At 37.0% G+C, this 20,848-nt stretch carries 20 protein-coding genes, 1 pseudogene and 1 riboswitch; of the genes and pseudogenes, 3 read left to right on the top strand and 18 right to left on the bottom strand.

Annotated elements, in window-relative coordinates; all coding sequences use genetic code 11:
- Window positions 1-276 precede the first annotated feature (276 nt).
- The 8 genes from HBN42_RS01295 to HBN42_RS01260 are packed head-to-tail and all read right to left on the bottom strand — an operon-like array spanning window position 277 to window position 6,683.
- Window positions 277-879 carry a lysozyme family protein gene (locus HBN42_RS01295; protein ID WP_165992963.1) on the bottom strand — a complete coding sequence of 201 codons (603 nt, stop codon included), beginning with the start codon at window positions 877-879 and terminating at the stop codon, window positions 277-279.
- Window positions 879-1,856: a nucleoid-associated protein gene (locus HBN42_RS01290; protein ID WP_165992961.1), complete on the bottom strand. Its 978-nt coding sequence runs from the start codon at window positions 1,854-1,856 to the stop codon at window positions 879-881. Before HBN42_RS01290 ends, HBN42_RS01295 begins: the two co-directional genes overlap by 1 nt.
- Window positions 1,857-1,858: 2 nt before the next feature.
- Window positions 1,859-3,118, bottom strand: coding sequence for a serine hydroxymethyltransferase (glyA, locus tag HBN42_RS01285; RefSeq protein WP_165992958.1), 1,260 nt, complete (start codon window positions 3,116-3,118; stop codon window positions 1,859-1,861).
- A 3-nt stretch (window positions 3,119-3,121) separates the two neighbouring features.
- Window positions 3,122-3,556, bottom strand: coding sequence for a GNAT family N-acetyltransferase (locus HBN42_RS01280; protein WP_165992957.1), 435 nt, complete (start codon window positions 3,554-3,556; stop codon window positions 3,122-3,124).
- Window positions 3,557-3,566: 10 nt separating this feature from the next.
- A complete protein-coding gene (locus HBN42_RS01275; protein ID WP_328804283.1) occupies window positions 3,567-4,157 on the bottom strand; it encodes an L-threonylcarbamoyladenylate synthase in 591 nt (196 codons plus the stop codon).
- Window positions 4,144-4,980, bottom strand: a complete 837-nt coding sequence (prmC, locus tag HBN42_RS01270) for a peptide chain release factor N(5)-glutamine methyltransferase (RefSeq protein WP_165992955.1) — start codon at window positions 4,978-4,980, stop codon at window positions 4,144-4,146. Before prmC ends, HBN42_RS01275 begins: the two co-directional genes overlap by 14 nt.
- Entirely contained in the window at window positions 4,980-6,059 is a 1,080-nt protein-coding gene (gene prfA / locus HBN42_RS01265; protein ID WP_165992953.1) for a peptide chain release factor 1, read from the bottom strand. Before prfA ends, prmC begins: the two co-directional genes overlap by 1 nt.
- A 24-nt stretch (window positions 6,060-6,083) precedes the next feature.
- The gene (locus HBN42_RS01260; RefSeq protein WP_165992950.1) at window positions 6,084-6,683 is read right to left on the bottom strand and encodes a thymidine kinase; all 600 of its coding nucleotides are present in this window, start codon (window positions 6,681-6,683) and stop codon (window positions 6,084-6,086) included.
- 135 nt (window positions 6,684-6,818) lie between these two features.
- On the opposite strand from HBN42_RS01260, the gene HBN42_RS01255 reads away from it, so the two are divergent.
- Together HBN42_RS01255 and HBN42_RS01250 are read left to right on the top strand one after the other, a co-directional pair.
- On the top strand, window positions 6,819-7,043 hold the full coding sequence (locus tag HBN42_RS01255) for a 4-oxalocrotonate tautomerase (RefSeq protein ID WP_165992948.1): 225 nt from the start codon (window positions 6,819-6,821) through the stop codon (window positions 7,041-7,043).
- A gap of 62 nt (window positions 7,044-7,105) precedes the next feature.
- On the top strand, window positions 7,106-8,044 hold the full coding sequence (locus HBN42_RS01250) for an FAD:protein FMN transferase (protein ID WP_165992946.1): 939 nt from the start codon (window positions 7,106-7,108) through the stop codon (window positions 8,042-8,044).
- A gap of 56 nt (window positions 8,045-8,100) precedes the next feature.
- Here the strand turns inward: HBN42_RS01250 and mgtA are convergent, their stop codons facing one another.
- From mgtA to HBN42_RS01210, 8 genes and pseudogenes are all read right to left on the bottom strand, one after another.
- Window positions 8,101-10,683, bottom strand: a complete 2,583-nt coding sequence (gene mgtA / locus HBN42_RS01245; RefSeq protein WP_165992944.1) for a magnesium-translocating P-type ATPase — start codon at window positions 10,681-10,683, stop codon at window positions 8,101-8,103.
- Window positions 10,684-10,909: 226 nt separating this feature from the next.
- Window positions 10,910-12,187, bottom strand: a complete 1,278-nt coding sequence (locus tag HBN42_RS01240) for a nucleobase:cation symporter-2 family protein (protein WP_165992943.1) — start codon at window positions 12,185-12,187, stop codon at window positions 10,910-10,912.
- Complete coding sequence (locus HBN42_RS01235; protein ID WP_165992940.1) at window positions 12,187-12,768, bottom strand: xanthine phosphoribosyltransferase; 582 nt, start codon at window positions 12,766-12,768, stop codon at window positions 12,187-12,189. The genes HBN42_RS01240 and HBN42_RS01235 overlap by 1 nt, the downstream gene beginning before the upstream one ends.
- An 84-nt stretch (window positions 12,769-12,852) precedes the next feature.
- A riboswitch (purine riboswitch) is annotated at window positions 12,853-12,948 on the bottom strand.
- Window positions 12,949-12,991: 43 nt separating this feature from the next.
- On the bottom strand, window positions 12,992-13,975 hold the full coding sequence (guaC, locus tag HBN42_RS01230; protein ID WP_165992938.1) for a GMP reductase: 984 nt from the start codon (window positions 13,973-13,975) through the stop codon (window positions 12,992-12,994).
- 249 nt (window positions 13,976-14,224) lie between these two features.
- Window positions 14,225-15,754: an ABC transporter permease/substrate-binding protein gene (locus HBN42_RS01225; RefSeq protein WP_165992936.1), complete on the bottom strand. Its 1,530-nt coding sequence runs from the start codon at window positions 15,752-15,754 to the stop codon at window positions 14,225-14,227.
- Window positions 15,747-16,475 carry an ABC transporter ATP-binding protein gene (locus tag HBN42_RS01220; RefSeq protein ID WP_165992934.1) on the bottom strand — a complete coding sequence of 243 codons (729 nt, stop codon included), beginning with the start codon at window positions 16,473-16,475 and terminating at the stop codon, window positions 15,747-15,749. Before HBN42_RS01220 ends, HBN42_RS01225 begins: the two co-directional genes overlap by 8 nt.
- A complete protein-coding gene (locus HBN42_RS01215; protein ID WP_165992932.1) occupies window positions 16,472-16,621 on the bottom strand; it encodes a hypothetical protein in 150 nt (49 codons plus the stop codon). The genes HBN42_RS01220 and HBN42_RS01215 overlap by 4 nt, the downstream gene beginning before the upstream one ends.
- A 130-nt stretch (window positions 16,622-16,751) precedes the next feature.
- Window positions 16,752-17,632 (bottom strand): annotated as a pseudogene (locus HBN42_RS01210) (Cof-type HAD-IIB family hydrolase).
- Window positions 17,633-17,776: 144 nt separating this feature from the next.
- Between HBN42_RS01210 and HBN42_RS01205 the strand changes: the two are divergent.
- Window positions 17,777-18,463 carry a hypothetical protein gene (locus tag HBN42_RS01205; RefSeq protein ID WP_165992930.1) on the top strand — a complete coding sequence of 229 codons (687 nt, stop codon included), beginning with the start codon at window positions 17,777-17,779 and terminating at the stop codon, window positions 18,461-18,463.
- Between the two features lie 50 nt (window positions 18,464-18,513).
- Here HBN42_RS01205 and HBN42_RS01200 read toward each other — a convergent pair whose 3' ends face one another.
- Complete coding sequence (locus HBN42_RS01200; RefSeq protein WP_165992929.1) at window positions 18,514-19,860, bottom strand: MFS transporter; 1,347 nt, start codon at window positions 19,858-19,860, stop codon at window positions 18,514-18,516.
- A 163-nt stretch (window positions 19,861-20,023) separates the two neighbouring features.
- Window positions 20,024-20,794, bottom strand: coding sequence for an SDR family NAD(P)-dependent oxidoreductase (locus HBN42_RS01195; protein ID WP_165992928.1), 771 nt, complete (start codon window positions 20,792-20,794; stop codon window positions 20,024-20,026).
- Window positions 20,795-20,848 lie beyond the last annotated feature (54 nt).

The raw sequence follows: 20,848 nt of genomic DNA, 5'->3' as shown, positions 1-20,848 counted from the left end.
ATTTGTTCCTCTTTTCACAATATTTTAATTAGAAACCTATTATAACATAGCAAAAAGGGTTCACCAAGTCTTTTGCTTATACTTACTTACTAAATGAAGCTAGTCTAAAGTATTAATTTTATAGGCTTTTTCGTGATAAAAGAATTATTTTAGACATTTTAAACTTATTATTTGTGATTGATTGAACATTATTTTAAGTTAATTTACTTATAAAATGAGTTTCCGAACAAAAATATACTTCATTTTTCAGAAGTATATTTCACATTTTTTTGTTTTTTAAAATAGAGACATTAGCTCAATGAGGTAGAGATTAAAATGAACTTCTCTTGAATAATAAATATTGCCACCATTTTTATAGAGTTTACCACCTGAAATCAAGGCTAAGGGATGGTAATAAAAATAAGTTGTCCCACTGGTATTTCCAAGACTTGGTGCCACTACATTTTTGGAATAGTGAGTGGCTAGTTCAATAGTATTTTCACCACCATTTTTGGCAACATAATCAATATAGGCTGTACCATAATTATAAGCCTGTACTGCTGTCCAAGAATCCACTCCTGCTTTATCAGCTAGAGCTAAGTTATGTGATAAGAGCTTTACCCCATGTTCAATACTTGCTTGACTATCTGTAATCGTGTTAGCTGTACCCGTACTACTTTCACTAGACTGCATGACATCAACCTCACCACCCTTTGTTTCCGTGTAAATCATTGCTAAAACTAAGTCAACATTTGCTCTTGTATCATTTTCGGCCAATGACCTTTCGACCATAGGTTTATATTTCATCACATTTTTAACATTTTTGTGAATAACATAAACTTGATAGATACAAAATATCAGGAATACAAGAAAGACGACGCGTTTTAAAAATTTAAACATTATTTGTTTTTAATATCCTCTATATTTTTTATCAAAATAGAATAAGTTCCGTCATCATTCATTATGAATTCAACAGTCTTTGCGTCCTGATACACAGTATTTGGAACTGTCAGTTCAATACCATTTGACAGGGATAATTTTTGACTTTCTAATTTTTTGATTTGTCGGGAGTGGTCAATATCGTTGACTTTAATTGGTTCAGGTATGGTTTCTTTGATTTGATCAACGAAGGATAGTCTAGCAGTTAAATTATTGTCGAACAACTGATTTGCTAATTTTTCTGGAGATAATTCAGCTTCTTCTTCCAAATTTTTAAATATGGCCGAGTTCATTTTAGATTGAAAGGCGAAGTCATCCTGGTTGAAATTTTCAGCTATTTTTTTAGCCGTTTGAGCAATGGTTTTAATGGATTTTTTGACAGATTGTTCTGGTTTTACCTTAAGAAGATTTTCCGAAAAGTAATTTTCGAAGCTACCATTATGTTTAACCCTTTTTTCAATAAGGTAATAATGGTTTTCTTTTAAATTAATCACCAAGGCTTCATCTGGAGCTTGTGTTGGACTGGGTAAATTATTCTGAGTAATGCTGTAGGGATTTTCCTGATTATCAGACAAATGAGCCATACTTTCTTTTAAGGCAATTCGAAGAAAGGCAAAGTAAGCTTCTCCTTCTTTATCAAATTGGATAAAAACCAGATCATTTGTTTTTTGATCTTCAGAGATCAGAAATTCTTCTTTCCAGAGCTGAGCTACCTTTTTAGAAGATTCCATGAAATCGTCACTTAAATGGCTGAGAAAGTCGTTTTCAGGTTCGAACTGTCCTCTCTTAGCATCGTCAGAAAACACTTTTGCAAGTTTTTTGCGAAAATACTCGTCAATTCTTGGTGTAATGGCAATCTCTGTATCTGATAATAGCAATTCAGTATCAGCTGGACTGAATTGGTGAATAATAATTTTTTTAATGTATATATCTAACATAATTATAAGTTTTCATATAGTGGGAAAGAGTCAGTGATTTCAGCTACCTGAGCCTTTACCTGACTTAAAACTTCTGGCTTATCATGGTCAACAAGTGCTCTAATGATTAGCTCCGCTATTTTTTGACACTCTTTTACTCCCATGCCACGGCTGGTAATAGCAGCACAACCAATACGGATACCAGAAGTCTGGAATGGAGAAAGTGTTTCAAAAGGAATAGCATTTTTATTTAAGGTAATATTAACCTCATCTAAAAGATTTTGAGCTGCCTTACCACTCTTAATAACGTCTGTAACCTTTACTAGGAAAACGTGGTTATCTGTTCCACCAGAAATAACTGAAAAGCGACTATCTGCAGCAAAGACCTGAGCCATAGCCTTGGTATTTGTAATAGTATTTTGCACATATTCTTTAAACTCAGGGTCTAGAGCTTCTTTAAAAGAGACAGCCTTTGCAGCTATAACATGTTCTAGAGGGCCACCTTGTAAGCCTGGAAAGACCGCAGAATCAATTTTCTTGGCTATACTTTCATCATTGGTTAGGATTAGTCCACCACGAGGACCTCTTAGAGTTTTATGTGTTGTTGAAGTTGTGATGTGAGCATAAGGAACGGGACTTGGGTGCAAGCCAGCAGCAACCAAACCAGCGATATGAGCCATATCAACCATCAAGTAGGCACCTACCTGATCAGCAATATCACGGAATTTTGAAAAATCAATGATGCGTGAATAGGCAGAGGCTCCAGCTACAATGAGTTTTGGTTTAACTTCCTTGGCTTGTTCTAAAATAGCTTCATAGTCAAGCTGCTCTGTCTTTGGATCAAGTCCATAGCCTACAAAATGATAGGTCTTTCCAGAGAAATTGACTGGTGACCCATGTGTTAAATGGCCACCGGCTGCTAAATCCATCCCTAAGACTGTATCTCCAGCTTCAATTAAAGACATATAAGCGGCTGCATTTGCCTGGCTACCAGAGTGAGCCTGAACATTGGCATATTTAGCCCCAAAAAGCTCCTTAGCACGTTCAATAGCTAAATTTTCAACCACATCCACGTACTCAGTTCCACCATAGTAACGCTTAGTTGGATAGCCTTCAGCATACTTATTGGTTAGTAAGCTCCCCTGAGCTTTCATGACAGCCTTAGAGACCACATTTTCAGAGGCGATCAGTTCTATATTTTGTTCTTGTCTTCTTTCTTCAGCGTGAATCGCATCCCAAAGTTCTTTGTCGAATTCTTCAAAATTTTCTTTATCAAAAATCATTTTTCACCTCATCTGTTTTATAAAATGCTTCTGGGTTTTATAAGAATGGTATCCAACTTTCTCGTAAAAAGCATGTGCTTTTTCCCGATGACTTGCTGAATTCAAACGAATAAAACCACACTCTCGTTTCTTAGCTTCTACTTCCAAAGCTTCTATTAGTTTTTGACCAACTCCCCTGCCCTGAAAAGAGTCTAGCACTGCTAGGCCAAGTACATTAAATCCTCTTTCGGCATACAAGGTCTCATAAACTTCTGCATGGATATATCCTACCAGACTATGTGTTTTTAGGTCTTCATAAGCAAGGAAATAATGGTGATTGTCTTTTAACAGTGTCTTCAATTTTTGTCTTGTTGCCTGCAAACTTGATTTATAGCCCAAAGAAAATTCATTAATTTGTTGCAATGCACTGGCATCTTCTTCAACTATTGTTCTTAACATATTGACCCTTTCAAAAACGCATTTGGGGAGCAACCTTCAAAAGTTCCTCTTTGGTAATAGCACCTTGTCTTAAAATCTTAGCTAGGTCAGCTGATAAATCAAGAATGGTTGAATCCTGACCTGTGAGGGCAGAATCATCTTCAAAACCTTGAATCTTTTTATCAAAGCTTTCCATGATTTCTTTAAAAACTTTACCACTCTCTGAACCTGAAACATTAGCAGAGGGACCAATTAGGGGACCTGTTCCTGCAATAATTTTAGAGGTTATAGGATGATCTGGAAAACGAAAACCTACTGTATCCTTACCAGAATTAACCCAGAAAGGGACAGCTTGGTTTGCCTTCAAAATAATGGTTAGAGGACCTGGCAAGAAGGCTTGGTACAAATCCTGCAAATAAGACGGCTGTTCTTTTGAAAATTCAAGAATCATTTGGTAGGAGGCTATATTTAAGTTCATAGCCTTATCTTTGGGTCTTTTTTTCAACTGATAAACAGCTTCGACTGCTTCTTGATCCAAAGCCTTAGCAAAGATACCATAGACAGTCTCAGTTGGTAAAACAAGAGCTCCACCTTGATTTATAATGGTTTCAAATTCCTTTATCATCAATGACAACCATGCGATCCTTTCCATAAAAGTCTTTTAAAATTCTAAACCGTTTTTGCGGGAAATGCTCTTCCACCAATTTTGTGATCCCTGCACTTTGTTTATAGCCTATTTCAAAGTAGAGCTTACCCTGACTCTTTAAAAATTTGCCAGCATTTTCTATGATTTGTCGGTAGATAGCAAAGCCTTCCTCATCAGCAAATAAGGCTAAATGGGGTTCAGATGCTAAGACATTCTTGCCCACCTCGTTTTTATCTGCTCGAGAAATATAGGGTGGATTTGACACAATAATATCATACTTTTCTGAAATGGAACTAAAAACGTCCGATTGCAAAAAGCTGACTTCCACTTGGTTGTAGTTAGCATTTTCTTTAGCAAGTACTAATGCATCAGGCGAAATGTCTGATGCATGTACTGTCCATCTTGGTTTTTCTTTTTTCAAAGCTATAGCAATGACACCACTTCCGGTACCAATATCCAACACTTTTACTTCTGTCTTAGGATTTTCTTTTAAAATCAGGTCAACAAGTTCTTCAGTTTCTGGCCTTGGAATCAGAACTCTTTGATCAACTTTCAATTCAAAGTCTCTAAAATATGCTTTACCCACTATATATTGGGGAGATAGATGCTTCTTTAGTTGGATCATAATATCCCTTAAAAGCTCAGCATCAGCACTATTAACTTCTTTAGTTTGATGACTAAAAAAAACAAAAGCCGACCAGTTTTTCAGTTCTTTGAAGACATAGGAAATATTTTCTTTGTCTTCTCCAATCTCAATAAGTTCCTCTTCATACTTTTTAAGTAAGCTTGCGTAATTCATTAATTATTTAAAGATTCTAATTTTTGCGTTTGGTCATACATAATCAGTGCGTCAACGACCTCATCCATTTTACCTGAAAGAATGGTATCAAGTTTTTGTAAGGTAAGTCCAATCCGATGATCTGTTACACGATTTTGAGGGAAATTATAAGTTCTAATGCGCTCAGAACGATCTCCAGTACCTACAGTTGATTTACGTTCAGCATCTTGCTCATCTTGGGCAATTTGTGCAAAATGGTCAGCAACCCGAGCACGAATAAGTTTCATTGCCTTATCTCGGTTCTTTTGTTGGGTACGTTCTTCTTGCATTTCAACTTTGATATTGGTTGGAATATGAACGATCCGAACCGCAGTTGCTACCTTATTGACGTTCTGACCACCAGCTCCAGATGCGTGGTAAATATCAATACGTAAGTCTTTAGGATCAATCTCATATTCAACATCTTCAATTTCTGGCATAATAAGAACTGTTGCTGTTGACGTATGAACACGGCCTTGACTCTCTGTTACAGGAACACGTTGAACACGATGGGCACCAGATTCATACTTTAATTTAGAATAAACAGATTGACCAGATACCATTGCGATCACTTCTTTGATCCCTCCTACACCATTATAGGAAGCTTCCATGATTTCAAAGCGCCAGCCTTGGCTTTCAGCAAATTTTTGGTACATGTTAAGCAAATCACCTGCAAAAAGAGCAGCTTCATCACCACCAGCAGCTCCGCGGATTTCTAAGATAATATTTTTGTCATCATTAGGATCTTTGGGAAGTAATAAAATTTTTAATTTTTCTTCGTATTCTTCTTTAGCGGCTTTGGATTCTTTTAACTCTTCCTTTGCCATTTCTTCAATTTCAGCATCTCCACCAGAATCTTTGATCATCTCTTCCGCATCTGAGATGGCTTGGATAATTTCTTTATAGCGACGGTAGGTGGCTACTGTATCCCTGCTACTTGCTTCTTCTTTTGAGAGTTCCATAAATCGTTTCGTATCAGAAACAACTTCTGGATCACTTAATAGTTCACCCAGCTCTTCATACCTGTCTTCAACTGACTGTAGTTGATCATAAATATTCATGTGTTTTTTCTTTCTCCTTATATTTTAACGTGAAAGGTTATCTTTTTCTTTTAAAGCTATAGGCGGATTAAAATAGTGTTTACGGCAGACCGGGATGTAGGTTTCATTTCCACCAATTTGAATTTGTTCTCCCTGATAAACAGGCACACCGTCTTTGGTTCTTAAGACCATGGTCGCTTTTTTACTGCAATATTGACAGATGGTTTTAATTTCATCAATCTTGTCAGCAAGCAATAATAAGTATTTTGAACCTTCAAAGAGCTCATTTTGAAAATCATTTTTTAGGCCAAAAGCCATGACAGGAACATGTAATTCATCAACTACACGGGCCAAATCATAAACATTTTCTTTGCTTAAAAATTGGCATTCATCAATAAGCACACAGTAGGGAGTATCTGCTAAAGAAGCAATGTAATCAAAGATTTTCATATCATTTGATATAGGCACAGCTTCACGCCTCATTCCAATTCTACTAGAAACAAGTCCGAAACCATCTCGGGTGTCTAAGGCACTAGTCATAATAACAACGGGTTTTCCTTGTTCTTCGTAGTTATGGGCAACTTTTAAAATTTCAATTGTTTTTCCTGAATTCATTGTCCCATACTTATAGTATAATTGTGCCAAACTTGCATCCCTACCTTCTTCATTTATCTTTACTATTCTATCACAATTGTACTTTTTTTGCGATCTGTATTGACGGCTCAAGGGTCATAAAAAACGTTTTCATTATCTCTATACTAAGGTAAAATTTATGATAAAATGATAAAATACAATAATTTAAAAAGGAGAATAGCAATGCCATTTGTAAAAATAGAATTATTTGAAGGACGTAGCAAGGAGCAAAAGATCGCTCTAGCTCGTGAAGTTACAGAGGTTGTCGCACGTATCGCTGAGACACCAAAAGAAAATATTCATGTTACCATTACTGACCTAGCAGAGGGGACTTATTTCCCTCATGGAGAAATGAAAAAGAAAAAAGGCTAAAGAATGGTCTTTAGGCCTCTTTTTCTCAGTAAAACCAGAGTTCTTTTGATGGGGAGATAAAAATGCAGGTAGAACACCAATTGAAGATGATGGGAACCACCATTGATATTCAGATCACTTCAAAAACAGCCCAATCCCAACTACAGCGAGTTTGTCAGCTTCTTGAAGTCTATAAGAATAGATTCAGTGCTAATGACTCTGATTCTGAGCTTATGATGATTAATAAGCATGCTGGAATCAAAGCAATTGAGGTTGATCCTGACCTATTTGAACTTATTCAAATTGGGAAAATTCACAGTCAAGTAGATCCTAGTAATCTCAATATCGCTATTGGTCCCTTAGTGCAAAGCTGGAGAATTGGATTCTCAGATGCCAAGGTTCCAGACCAGGACGCCATCAAAGAAAAACTCACTCTGACAAATCCAAATGAGATTATTTTAAATCAGAATAAAGGCAGTGTTTTCTTAAGCAAGAAAGGTATGAAGCTTGATCTGGGAGCACTGGCAAAAGGGTATATTGCTGATAAAATCATGGCCTACTTAATTGATGACGGCATTGACTCTGCTCTAATCAATCTTGGAGGCAATGTGCTTGTACATGGAACAAATGACAAGCGAGAGGATGGAACATTCTATATCGGCCTTCAAAACCCGCAAAAAAGTCGGGGACAACATCTGGGTGTCTTAAAAATTCATGATCAGTCTGTAGTCACTTCTGGTATCTATGAGCGTCATCTAAAGGTTGCTGATAAGGATTATCATCATATTTTTGATCGACATACAGGCTATCCAATAGAGACAAGCATGGCCAGTTTAACAGTGGTTGCAGATTCCTCTCTAGACTGTGAAATCTGGACAAGCCGCCTTTTTGGCTTGGATAATAGCCTAGTCTATAGGATCTTAAACAACTTACCAGGTATTGAGGGCATCATTGTGACCAAAGATAAGCAGATTGCCCTATCAAAAGGCCTAGAGAAAAGATTTTCCCTCTTCTTCAACTAAATTTACCAGTAAATTCTATCTATCCTACTTAGTCTTTTCAAGCTAAGTGGGATTTTTTATTTTAAAAACTTTTGCTTAATCAACTGAACCAAAAGGAGATAGGAAGTAACAATGACTAAGAAGATTGGCCAGTATAGGGCTGGAAGTTGACCAAAGTCAAAAATAGTATGGTAGGGTGAAATAACGATGAAAAGGCTGGTGAGAATGGCAAACAAGGAAGATAGGATCAGACTTAAAGAAGCACGACTATTAATGAAGGGTTTCTTCTTTGTTCTTATAATATGGACAACAAGTACCTGTGTACAGATACCTACAATAAACCATCCTGCCTGAAAAACAGATTGCTCTGCAAGTGTATTGGCTTTAATGACATACCAGAGAACTAAAAAGCTGATAATATCAAAGACACTACTTACAGGACCTATTTTCAGGGTGAAGTTCCATAGTTGATTAACATCCCATTTTACAGGTTTACTAATAGCCTCTTCATCCACCTTATCCCAAGGGATGGTCAATTGAGAAATATCATAGATTAAGTTTTGAACCAGCAACTGCATGGACAACATAGGTAAAAAAGGAAGGAAGATACTAGCTATGAGAATGGAAAAAACATTTCCGAAATTGGAACTCAGTGTTAGCTTGATGTATTTCATCATGTTTTCAAAGACCCTGCGTCCTTCAAGAACACCAATGGCTAAAACATGCAGACTTTTTTCAAGTAGAATAATAGAGCTGGCATCTTTGGTAATGTCTGCTGCAGTATCTACAGATATTCCAACATCGGCTGTTCGTAAGGCAGGAGCATCATTTATACCATCTCCCATAAAGCCAACTGTGTGTTTATTATCCTGTAAGAGTTTGATAATGTGAGACTTTTGATTTGGAGTACATTTTGCAAAAAGATTAACTTCTTGAACCAATTTTTTCAGTTCCTCTTCAGGTAATCGGTCAATATCTGATCCCAGCAAATACCTTTCATTTTCAATACCAACGTCTTCACAAACTTTTGCAGCAACAATTGGGTTGTCCCCTGTTAGAACTTTAACAGCAACACCCTTATCATGTAATTCTTTTATAGCACCCTTAGCTGAAGCTTTAGCTGGGTCTAGAAAACCAATAAGCCCCATTAAGGTCATATGTGATTCATCTTGAGGGGAGTAATGTCTTTTGCCGTCCTTGATGTGTTTAATAGCAACAGCTAGAACCCGCATCCCTTTTTCATTCATTTCCTCACTCATCTTGATGAGTTCTTTTTCTTCGTCATGACCTAGTACCTTAACTTCATGGCCGATGGATATATGAGATGAAATGGCAATCATTTCCTCAATAGCACCCTTAGTGATCATGAGATGGTTGTGTCCTTCGTCAATGACTAAGCTCATGCGCCGACGTGAAAAATCAAAGGGAATCTCATCAACAGTATGATGTTCATACACTGCTTGATCTGTTTGACCCTTTTGGTAAAAATCAATAACTGCTACATCCATGAGGTTTTTCCAACCTGTTTGGTAGTAAGAATTTAAAAAGGCATATTCTAAGACTTGCAGACTACTCTCACCCAATAAATCAAGGTGCTCTAACAAGACAACTCTATCTTCAGTAATGGTACCCGTTTTATCTGTACATAAAATGTCCATGCTGCCTAAATTCTGAATGGCCGCTAGTTCTTTAACAATAACCTTTTCTTTTGCTAATAAGTTGGCACCCTTAGCTAAATTACTGGTCACAATCATTGGAAGCATTTCAGGTGTCAATCCTACTGCTACTGCTATGGCAAAGAAGAATGCATTTAGCCAGTCACCTTTTAAAAAACCATTGAGTAGGAAAACCATTGGAAAGAGGACAGAAATTAAACGTAATAAGATATTACTAACAGCATTTAATCCATTGCTAAAGGAAGTTTCTACCCTTTGTTCAGTTGCTTTGGTGGCAATATCTCCAAAGAGTGTATTTTGTCCAGTCTTAAGCACAAGAGCTTTACCAGCACCACTTATAACATCACTCCCCATAAAAATAAGATTCTGCTGATCAAAAATGGCGGATTGTTCTTGTCCCTTATTTTCTACTGTTTTTTCTACAGGTATAGATTCACCAGTTAGGGATGATTGATTGATAAATAAGTCTTTTGCTTCTACAATAATAGAATCAGCTGGAATCATATCACCAGTGGCTAATTTCACCAGATCCCCAGGTACTACTTCATCCATAGGAATTTCTGTTTGCAAGCCGCCACGATAAACAGTGGCTGTATTTTCAATTAATTCCTTTAAAGCAATACTGGCCTTTTGTGATTTATATTCTTGTAAGAAAGAAATAAGAATGCTTATACTTACCATTGCTAACATAACCAAGGCAGATTCAATATCTTCAGTCAAAAAAGAAACTGTCATCAATGCTAACATGACCAAGATGAAGGTATCACAAATACTCTTCCACAAAATTTGGAAAACTGTCAGGGGTTTTTGGCTATCAACCTTGTTATAACCATATAAATCTAGGCGTTCTTCTGCTTCCTCTGAACTCAGGCCTTGATGAGAAGTATGCAAAAAAGTGAATAATTCTTGGGTCTCTTTTTGCGCTAGTTTTTGTAAGTCGCTATTTAGAATCTTATCTTCGACTAGTCTGTTTTTTTCTGTCATCTCAGCTCCCTCCTACAAGAAATATTTTTAACTTAAGGCACTTTAAATTGGAAAAGTCTGCTAATTTACTATGCTCCTAATTATATAAAAATAACTTATATTAAACAAATTAAAAAAGTAAATTAACAAGGACTTTTGAGGCACGGTGTTTCTAAAAAGAAAAAAACTCCTTTATTCCAACTTTTGGAAATATAAGGAGTTAATAATCAGCTGCTCTGATCATCTATTAGGCATTATCTTTTAACTTGCCATTGAAAACCAAGTTTAAGAGCACTGCTACAACAGTTGCAATAACAATACCATTAGTTAAAAACATATTGGCAGTGGTTGGTAGGCTGGCAAAGAGATTGGTTCCATTAAAACCAACACCTGCTGAAATGGAGACCGCAACAATAATAAAATTATGTTCATTATTTTGAAAGTTAACACGGTTAAGCATTTGCATCCCTTGAAGGGCAACCATACCAAACAAGACTAGCATAGCTCCTCCAAGAACAGGACTTGGAATCATCTGAGCCAGTGCACCAAATTTTGGTAGTAAACCAATAATAACTAAAAACAAGGCTGTATAGTATATAGGGCGACGGGTCTTGATACCAGATAAACGAACAAGGCCAACATTCTGTGAGAAACCGATATAAGGAAATGTATTAAAAATCCCACCTAAAAGAACGGCTAAACCTTCTGAACGATAGCCATTGCGTAACCGTTGGCTGTCTATAGTATCACCTGTTATATCAGACAAGGCCAAGTAAACCCCAGTAGATTCAACCATGGATACGATGGCAATGATACACATCATAATAATTGAGGTGATTTCAAACTTAGGTGCTCCAAAGTAAAAAGGAGTTGGGACGTGGATCCAAGGTGCACTTGAAACTGCTGAGCTATCAACTAAGCCCATCATAGCAGCAATCAAAATTCCTGAGATCAAACCAATGAGAATAGCAATTGATTTGATAAAACCGTGAGCCAGTTTTTGGATGGCCAAGATAATTAAAATGGTTACTAATGATAAGATAACACTTTGACTAGTAGGCTTGGCTGTATTGTTTCCCATATTTCCCATGGCAACAGGTATCAAAGACAAGCCAATTGTTGTGATAACTGAACCAGTCACGATTGCAGGGAAGAATCGTGCAATTTTTGAAAAGACACCAGCAATAAGAATGACAAAGATCCCGGATGCAATTAAAGCACCAAACATAGCTCCTGAGCCCTGATGCGCCCCAATAATGGATAAAGGAGCTACAGATTGAAAGGCACAGCCAAGAACAACTGGTAATCCAACACCAAAGTATTTGTTCAGTTGTAACTGTAAGAAAGTGGCCAAACCACACATAAAGATATCAGTAGATATTAGATAGGTCAACTCTTTTGCAGAGTAACCAAGCGCTCCAGCAATCATAATGGGAACCAAAATAGATCCGGCATACATTGATAATAAATGCTGTAAGCCTAAAATTGCCGATTGGGAATGTGAATGTTGATGCTTAGTAGACATTATGCGTCCGCCTCCATAAAGTTTAATTGACCATTTTCAAAATTTTTAATACGTGCTAAGGAAGTCACCTCCACACCTAAACTTTCCAGCAATTGTCTGCCATCCTGGAAAGACTTTTCAATAACGATACCAACACCTAGGACCTTAGAACCAGCCTGCTTGATTATTTCAATCAAACCTTTTGCAGCTTGGCCATTAGCCAAAAAGTCATCAATAATCAGAACCTTGTCATCAGCATCTAGGAATTTTCCTGAAATAGATACAGTACTTGTCACTTGTTTGGTAAAGGAATAAACTTGGGCTGTTAAGATACCCTCGGTCATAGTAATATTTTTATGTTTCTTAGCAAAGATCATTGGAACATCTAAAGCTTCTGCCACATATAAGGCAGGAGCTATCCCTGAGGCTTCAATTGTGACAACCTTTGTGATCCCAGCCTCAGCATATTTATGAGCAAAAACTTGTCCAATCTCTTTCATCAACTTGTAATCTACCTGATGGGTTAGAAAGTTATCAACCTTTAAGATGTTTTCTCCCAAAATATTACCATCATTTAAAATGCGTTCCTCAAGTAATTCCATCCTCTACCTCTTTCACAAAATATAAAAAAGCCTGCCGCAAAATAAGAGGAACCCCCCCTATTTTGCATGGTTTTTTAAACCAAGCAAGCTTCTAAGCTTACTTATTGTAAGACATTCCGGTGTCTTGTAGAAACACTGCGCCAATTCACAGCATAAATAAGTATGTCATTTTATTTTTAATGATCACATTGTAACATTATTTTAAAATTTTTCAATAGGAGCTTTAAATAGAATCACCATTCCAAATTGAATTTTTAACAATAACATAATCAACACGGCGTAAACCACCCAAGTCTCTGCCACCAGCATAGGAAATTGAAGATTGCAAATCTTGTTTCATTTCAATTAAGGTGTCCTTTAAGTGACCCTTTGTAGGGAGTAAAATCTTTTTGCCTTCAACGTTTTTATGTTCACCTTTTTGATATTCTGAAGCAGACCCATAATACTCTTTAAAGCTTTCTCCCTCAATTTCCACAGTTTTACCAGGACTTTCAATATGACCTGCAAAGAGTGAGCCAATCATTACCATGCTTGCACCAAAGCGAACTGATTTAGCAATATCGCCATGGGTACGAATACCACCATCAGCTATGATTGGTTTGCGGGCAGCTTTAGCACACCAGCGAAGTGCTGCTAATTGCCATCCTCCAGTACCAAAGCCTGTTTTGACTTTTGTGATACAAACTTTACCAGGTCCGATGCCAACTTTTGTAGCATCTGCTCCTGCATTTTCTAATTCACGAACAGCTTCTGGAGTTCCAACATTTCCGGCTATGACAAAAGTTTCAGGAAGCTCAGCTTTAATGTGTTTTATCATATTAATAACGCTGTCAGAATGACCATGGGCAATATCAATGGTGATAAACTCAGGAGCGTCATTTTTTAAAGAACTAACAAAAGCATATTCATAATCTTTAACACCTACTGATATAGAGGCGATGAGAGATTGTTCATGCATACGTTTGATAAAAGGTTTACGAGCTTCTTCGTCAAAACGATGCATGATGTAAAAATAACCATCTTTAGCCAATTGCTCAGCAATATCTTCATCAATAATGGTTTGCATATTAGCTGGAATGACTGGTAATTTAAATGTGTAATTGCCAAGCTTAACACTAGTATCCGCCTCAGAGCGACTAGTGATGATACACTTGTTTGGAATGAGTTGAATATCTTCATAATCAAATACTGGCATGTCATTAAACATAAGGTTTCTCCTCTAAATAGGTTAATCTTTACAAGTGTGATTAACCTACCTCTTAAAAATGACCTTCCTATGACTTCTAAAAAGAAGCATCGCTAGGTAAAAACTTACCTTTCCTTAGATTATATTACTCATTTCTTTGTTTTTGTCAAAAATTTCTCTATTTTTGATTTTAAACGTTCGTTTTTTATAAAAAACTAGCCACAATCACCGCAGCTAGAGCTTCTAGAGAGTTCTTATTGACCCTCTAATCTATTTTTTTGAAATCAATTTTTCCTTAAGTAAGTAATGGCGTGCCACCTGATTGGCATTCTTACCCTGAACAGAGACCTGATAATTCATTTCCTGCATTTCTTCTTTAGTAATTTTACCAGATAATTTACTTAGGATTTTTTTAATTTCTGGATGTTTCTTAAGGAGCTCTTTTTTCATCAAAGGACCACCCTGGTAAGGTGGAAAGAGATGCTTATCATCCTCTAAAACTTGTAAATGGTATTTCTTTAGTTCTGCATCTGTTGAATAGGCATCAGTAATTTGAATATGACCACTTTCAATAGCTTGGTAACGCAGAGCCGACTCCATGGTAGATACTGACAAATCAAGTCCATAGAGTTTTTTTAAGCCTTCATTGCCATCAGGTCGATCTTTAAATTCCAGTGTGAAGCCAGCCTTTAGTTCATTTTGATGAGAACTGAGATCAGAGATAGATGAAATCTTCTTAACTTGAGCTAATTTTTCAGGCACAGCTATGGCATAGGTATTCTGATAAGCAAAGGGCTTTAAAAGCACTAGATTATCTTGTTTTTCAATGCCATTTTTAGCCTGCAAGTAGACCTTCTTAGGACTATTAGACAGTTCAGGTTTCTTTTTAAGCAAGGTAGAGGTTATAGTTCCTGTGAATTCTGGATAGATATCAATATCGCCTGATTTTAAAGCTTCATAGAGAAAACTTGTTTTACCAAAGTTAGGCTTTGTGTCAACCTTTATCTGTGACTGATTTTCAATCATTTCTTTATAAAGGTTAATGAGGATTTCTGGTTCTGCTCCCATCTTTCCAGCAATGACAATACGGTCAGTTTTCTTTGAGAATGTACCAGCGACTTGCGGAAGAAATGATGCAAATAGAGCCAGTACAATTAAGCTGAAAGCTAGAATAGTCTTTTTGAGCGAAGCTTTTTCCAAATATTGCAAAACCATATTAAAAATGATAGCTAGGAGGGCCGAGGAAATGGCACCAATCAATATCAAATTGGGGTTGTTGCGATCAATCCCTAGTAATATAAAGGAGCCTAAACCTCCTGCTCCAATCAATGCTGCTAGGGTTGCTGTCCCAATAATCATGACAGCTGAAGTTCTCACTCCTGACATGATAACTGGCATGGCAATAGGGATTTCAAACTTTTTAAGACGTTCCCACTTGGTCATACCAAAGGCTGTCCCAGCCTCAACTAGGCTGAGTTCAATACCATTAAGCCCTGTAATAGTATTTTGAATAATAGGGAAGAGGGCATAGATAACCAAGGCAGTAACTGCTGGTACTGTTCCAATTCCCATTAAAGGAATAAAGAGTCCTAACAAGGCCAAAGAAGGAATAGTTTGAAAGATTCCTGTTATCTGCAAAACAATATCAGACCACCGCTTACTCTTACTTAATAAGCTGGCTAAAGGGATAGCAATTAAAATAGCAATCAGTAGTGCGACTAGTGAAATTTGCAAATGTTCTGCCAAAGCCTTAGTCCACTCGCTGAAACGATCTTGGAAAGTTGTTAATAAACTATTCATGATCTTCACCTCCAAAGAGACTGGCTACAAAATCATTGACAGGATTAGCCATAATATCTCTTGGTCTGTCCATTTGAATGATTTTCCCATGGTCAAGAATAGCAAGACGGTCCCCTAATTTGATGGCTTCTTTGATGTCATGAGTAACAAAAACAATGGTCATATCAAATTCTTTATGAAGAGCCAACATTAAATCCTGTAATTGTTTCTTTGAAATAGGATCTAGAGCTGAAAAGGGTTCATCCATCAATAAAATCTGAGGATGGGAAATAATGGCACGGACAATACCCACTCTTTGCTGTTCTCCCCCTGAAAGATCACTGGGATACCTATGAAGATAATCTTTAGCTGGCAAGCCAACCTTATCCAATAATTCCTTAGTTTTTTGCAGAGTTTCCTCTTTTGTCCACTTCTTCATTTCAGGAATAATAGCAATATTCTCAGCAACAGTTAGATTGGGAAAAAGCGCTATTTGTTGGAGGACATAGCCAATAGACAGTCTCATTTCCCTTAAATTGATTTCATTTTGAGCTTTATGATTTAACATAATCTGACCCGAGCTTAGTTCCACCAAGCCATTGATCATTTTTAAAAGGGTGGTCTTTCCTGAACCACTTGATCCCACAAGAACAAAGAATTCCCGATCTTTAATCTGAAAACTCTGCTCTTTAAGAACCACGGTATCTCCAAAAGCCTTTGAAACATTATTAAACTGTATCATATTGTCTCCATCTCTTCTATTAGGGAACCAGTATAGGCTTTGGCTCTTTCTAAGCTCCCCTGATTATCTATGACCATACCATCAAAACTTAGAATAGGCAATTGTTTTGTCTTTGAAAGATCCCTATTTTTTGACTTTTTCATCATTATAAAATTGTCCAAAAAAGAAGTCAAATAGATTCATTAAAATCATCTCTTCTTGCTTCCCAGATAAGAAAAAACTCTAAAAATATCTTAGATTAAAAGCATTTTTTAGAGTTTTTATAGTATCTTACTTCTAAAACTTTTTAAAGGATATGGCAAGGAAAGATAGGCTTTTAAATGAGTTGTAATTTTTGAAAGACTTATATAAACCATCTTCTTCCACATCGTCTGTAATCATATCAGCCATAGCTAAAATTTCTGGCCCACCATCGCCCATAGACACACCCACTTCACAATAGTCTAACATGGGATATCAATTTTTGCATCACCAAAAGCAATGGTGTCTTTTTTCTCGCATCCTAAATAGTCTAAAAGAACTTCAATAGCATGAGCTTTGGTAACATCGCTGACGCCTAAATCTCCAAAGAGGACAGTTTCACCTCGTCCACCCCATGTGTTGGCAGCCAGATTAGGGAAGGCTTTCTTGGAATCTAAGTGGTCTTGATAGTCACTTAAAATAAAGGAAACCTTATTCAAATCATCTCGGTATAAATTTCCCCCATAAATAATGCCATGAAGGAGATCTTCTGCTTCCAAATCTTTCACTCCTTCTGCCGTTTTTCCCTTGCGTAGGGCATAGGTTCTTATAACAGGTGCAGCTGCTTCTTTAAAATGCTCACTAGCAAACAAGTCATTGTTGGATTCAAGATAAAATTCTAAGCCCCGTTCATATAGCCAGTCTACGATGGTTTTGCTATCTTCTTTTGAAATCATCTCATGCATGATGACCTTGTCATGGTGTTCAAGATAGGGGCCATTTCCTCCAATCATTCCATCAATACCAATATCCCAGATTTCAGCCTGCATTTCTGCTCAGCTACGCCCTGTACAAACATAAACAAAATATCCATTAACACGGGCGGCCTGTATTGCCTTGATAGCTGATTTTGGAATACGGTTAAGGTAATCTACTAAAGTTCCATCAACATCTAAAAAGATTACTTTTTTTGACATCATTCTCACCTCTTAAGTTAATAATGACATTATACTATTGATAAGGGGATTCAATCTAGGCTTTTGATATGATATTGTAACACTATTGTCTGATCTTCAAACGCAATAATTGCATTTTTGCTCATTTCCCGTTAAGATAAGCTTATGAAAAAGCGATACCATCTACTAGCCCTTATTGAACAAAACAATCCCTTTCAGAAAAGATTTTTTAGGACTGTAAAGCAGACATTTACAGCCTTATTTGAGCTTGATATCAAGGAAAATACAGATAGCTTAACTATGGATGCTTATCAGGCCATTGTAAGTTTCGATGAAAAAGAGTACCCACTGCCCACCTTAAGATTTTCCCAAGAAGAATCTGCATCCGCCTTTGTTATTAATCAAGACTTGCTTGAAGAAGCAAAAACTATTCTCTCCTTAAGCCACTATCTGACAGACTTTTACCAAAGCTTATCGGCTGATCTGATGGATTTTTACCCTTATCAATTGCGTCTGGCCGATCAGAGGGGGCATTTTTTCTATCACAATCATCACTTTAATGGTAGCTTCCTTCCTGATGACAAAGACTTTGTGGAGGATTGGATTTTACGACTCTTAAAAAGTTCCACAGAAGCAAGCTATAAGCATTTTCTTTTACCTTCTGCCTCCCTAGATCATATTTATGTCCAGTCCTTTTATCCTCTAAGAGATGATCAGGGACATTACCTGGGGAGCTTTGATCTGGTTCAAGATATTAAGCCTATTCTTGAAAATTACCTGGAAGAAACTGCGCAGGCCATTGTAGGTTGGTCTGATGTGACTTCTGGTCCTTCCATCTCAAATGATTTTTAAAAACCATAGTCAGAAGCAAAATGACCATGGTTTTTTTGTTATTATAAGCTTTAAGTCAATTCTTTTTTCACCCTCAGATAGATTATCCCGCCTAAGCTCAAAACAAGTAGCAGCAATATAAAGTAAGTCCCGTTTCTGGCACCTAAACTAAGTCCATTAGCAAGTCCTGAATTTTTACCCATGGCAAAGAATTGGGAAGCTACTGCAGTAGCAAAGGCTCCTGAAAATTGCTGGAGGGTGTTTAGGAGACTATTTCCATCAGCTGATTCTGACTGTCTTAGTTTGGTCAAGGCCATAGTTATCATGTTACTGGCTCCGATACCCATTCCTAATTTGACCAAGATATCACTCATCAAAAGAAAAAGCAGAGAATCCTTCATCAATGCAAGAGTCATTAAGAATAGGCCTAAGATAGCACAGGACATACCACTAAGAATAGGCTTAAATGCACCAATCTTATCTAAGAGATGTCCTGAAAAGGGGTATAAAAAAGCAGCCAGGATAGCCCCTGGAAACATAAACAAACCAGCTTTAATAGAACTTTGATGCAAAACAATTTGTAAGTGATTTGGCAAAATAAAGGATAAAGCCAAAGGAAGCATTTGGTAAGCAAGTACTCCCAACAACAATATCATGAAAGCCTTATTTTTAAAGACAGAAAGTTTTAGTAAGGGTAATCTCTTATTTACCTGATAAAAAAGGATAAAGGCTAAGATAGCAAGGACAAGCAGCAAAATGGATAATTTTTCAATAGCCAACAAAAGACAGGACAGAGCTACTCCTAGGCTAATAAAAGCTGCAAAATTCAGAGAATCAAGGACAAGGACCTCTTTTTTAGGGATGGATCTTAAGCCAATGATCGTTGAAACAATCAGTATAGGAAAAAGCAATACAAATATCATTTTCCAACCTAAAAGTGCCAGAACAAAACCCCCATAGGTTGGGCCAATGGCCGGAGCTAAGGATGTCGTCATTGTGGCAATCCCCATAATTAGCCCACGTCTTTCAATAGGAACCTCCTGCATAATGATGTGAAATAGCAAGGGCAAGGCAATACCTGTTCCCATCCCTTGCAGTACCCTACCAATTAATAGTATGGGTAGGTTGGGAGCTAAGCTATCAATGGCCATCCCCAGTAAAAAGAGGATATTTGCTGCTATAAAGATATTACGTTCCGAATAATTTTTAATCAAATAGGCTGATAAAGGAACTATGACTGCTACTGCCAATAGGTTACCAGTAGTAACCCACTGAATACTGGTTGCATCCACCTGAAATTCTGTCATCAATTTGGGAAAGGTGACATTCATGGAAGTTTCAATCAGAACACCACTAAAACTCAAAATAGCAGTTGATATAATGGCTGGCACTACTCGCCAGTCTTTTGCCTGGAACATTAAGCTCTCCTTATCTTTTATAATGTTAATAGATGGTAGCAAAAAGTACTATCTTAATCATAGTACCTCCATTAATTTTTTCAAATTAAATGTATATTGTAAATTGCTTACTCAGCTCTTTATTTTACAAAATTTTAGCTTAAAAAACAAGTCACTTAAACACTTAATTTTCATTGTCATCACGATAAACAGGTTGTGGTCCATAAGATTGTGAAACAGGCATCATCTCAATTCGGTTAATATTCACGTATTCAGGCTGACTGGCAATCCAAGAAACCGTCTTAGCAATATCTATAGCCTGAATAGCATGAGCTCCTTGGTAGGTTGCTTGAACTCGTTTTTGGTCTCCATTAAAGCGAACAAAAGAGAATTCCGTACCTTCACATAGACCTGGTTCAATATTAGAAACACGGATTTTGGTACCTGCTAGATCGGCTCTTAAATTTAAAGAAAACTGTTTAACAAAGGCTTTTGTAGCTCCGTAGATATTGCCACCTGGGTAGGGAATTGTTCCTGCAGTAGAGCCTAGATTAATAATCATGCCATTATTTTTCTCCACCATGCCAGGTAAAATCTGACGAGTCAAGTAAATAAGTCCCACAATATTAGTATTAATCATTGTCATCCACTTGTCAAAGTCTGCTTCAAAGGCCTTATCAAGACCCAAGGCCAGACCGGCATTATTAACTAGTAGGTCAATGTCTTGCCACTTTTCAGGGAGTTCTTTCAAGGCCTGTCTGATTGATCTAATATCAGTCAGATCCATTTGCAGGGCATAAAAACAATCCGAACCGTAGCTGCCTTCAAGCTCCTTCAACTTTTCAAATCTTCTAGCCACTCCAACAACCTGATATCCGTCATCTATCAGTTGGCCAACAATGGCCTTACCAAAACCAGCCGATGCTCCTGTAACCAGTGCTATTTTTCTTTTCATAGTTTCTTCCCTTCATTTAGGATAAAAATAAAGAGTGAAAATGTAAACATTGCT

The sequence above is a fragment of the Streptococcus catagoni genome (assembly GCF_011421425.1).
GTDB classification, from domain to species: domain Bacteria; phylum Bacillota; class Bacilli; order Lactobacillales; family Streptococcaceae; genus Streptococcus; species Streptococcus catagoni.
This window is presented reverse-complemented; position numbering and strand designations above follow the sequence as displayed.

Coding starts and splice junctions, on each gene's coding strand:
- HBN42_RS01295 (WP_165992963.1), bottom strand. CDS start 879: ATGTTTAAATTTTTAAAACGCGTCGTCTTTCTTGTATTCCTGATATTT.
- HBN42_RS01290 (WP_165992961.1), bottom strand. CDS start 1,856: ATGTTAGATATATACATTAAAAAAATTATTATTCACCAATTCAGTCCA.
- glyA (WP_165992958.1), bottom strand. CDS start 3,118: ATGATTTTTGATAAAGAAAATTTTGAAGAATTCGACAAAGAACTTTGG.
- HBN42_RS01280 (WP_165992957.1), bottom strand. CDS start 3,556: ATGTTAAGAACAATAGTTGAAGAAGATGCCAGTGCATTGCAACAAATT.
- prmC (WP_165992955.1), bottom strand. CDS start 4,980: ATGAATTACGCAAGCTTACTTAAAAAGTATGAAGAGGAACTTATTGAG.
- prfA (WP_165992953.1), bottom strand. CDS start 6,059: ATGAATATTTATGATCAACTACAGTCAGTTGAAGACAGGTATGAAGAG.
- HBN42_RS01255 (WP_165992948.1), top strand. CDS start 6,819: ATGATAAAATACAATAATTTAAAAAGGAGAATAGCAATGCCATTTGTA.
- HBN42_RS01250 (WP_165992946.1), top strand. CDS start 7,106: ATGCAGGTAGAACACCAATTGAAGATGATGGGAACCACCATTGATATT.
- mgtA (WP_165992944.1), bottom strand. CDS start 10,683: ATGACAGAAAAAAACAGACTAGTCGAAGATAAGATTCTAAATAGCGAC.
- HBN42_RS01240 (WP_165992943.1), bottom strand. CDS start 12,187: ATGTCTACTAAGCATCAACATTCACATTCCCAATCGGCAATTTTAGGC.
- HBN42_RS01235 (WP_165992940.1), bottom strand. CDS start 12,768: ATGGAATTACTTGAGGAACGCATTTTAAATGATGGTAATATTTTGGGA.
- guaC (WP_165992938.1), bottom strand. CDS start 13,975: ATGTTTAATGACATGCCAGTATTTGATTATGAAGATATTCAACTCATT.
- HBN42_RS01225 (WP_165992936.1), bottom strand. CDS start 15,754: ATGAATAGTTTATTAACAACTTTCCAAGATCGTTTCAGCGAGTGGACT.
- HBN42_RS01220 (WP_165992934.1), bottom strand. CDS start 16,475: ATGATACAGTTTAATAATGTTTCAAAGGCTTTTGGAGATACCGTGGTT.
- HBN42_RS01215 (WP_165992932.1), bottom strand. CDS start 16,621: ATGATGAAAAAGTCAAAAAATAGGGATCTTTCAAAGACAAAACAATTG.
- HBN42_RS01205 (WP_165992930.1), top strand. CDS start 17,777: ATGAAAAAGCGATACCATCTACTAGCCCTTATTGAACAAAACAATCCC.
- HBN42_RS01200 (WP_165992929.1), bottom strand. CDS start 19,860: ATGTTCCAGGCAAAAGACTGGCGAGTAGTGCCAGCCATTATATCAACT.
- HBN42_RS01195 (WP_165992928.1), bottom strand. CDS start 20,794: ATGAAAAGAAAAATAGCACTGGTTACAGGAGCATCGGCTGGTTTTGGT.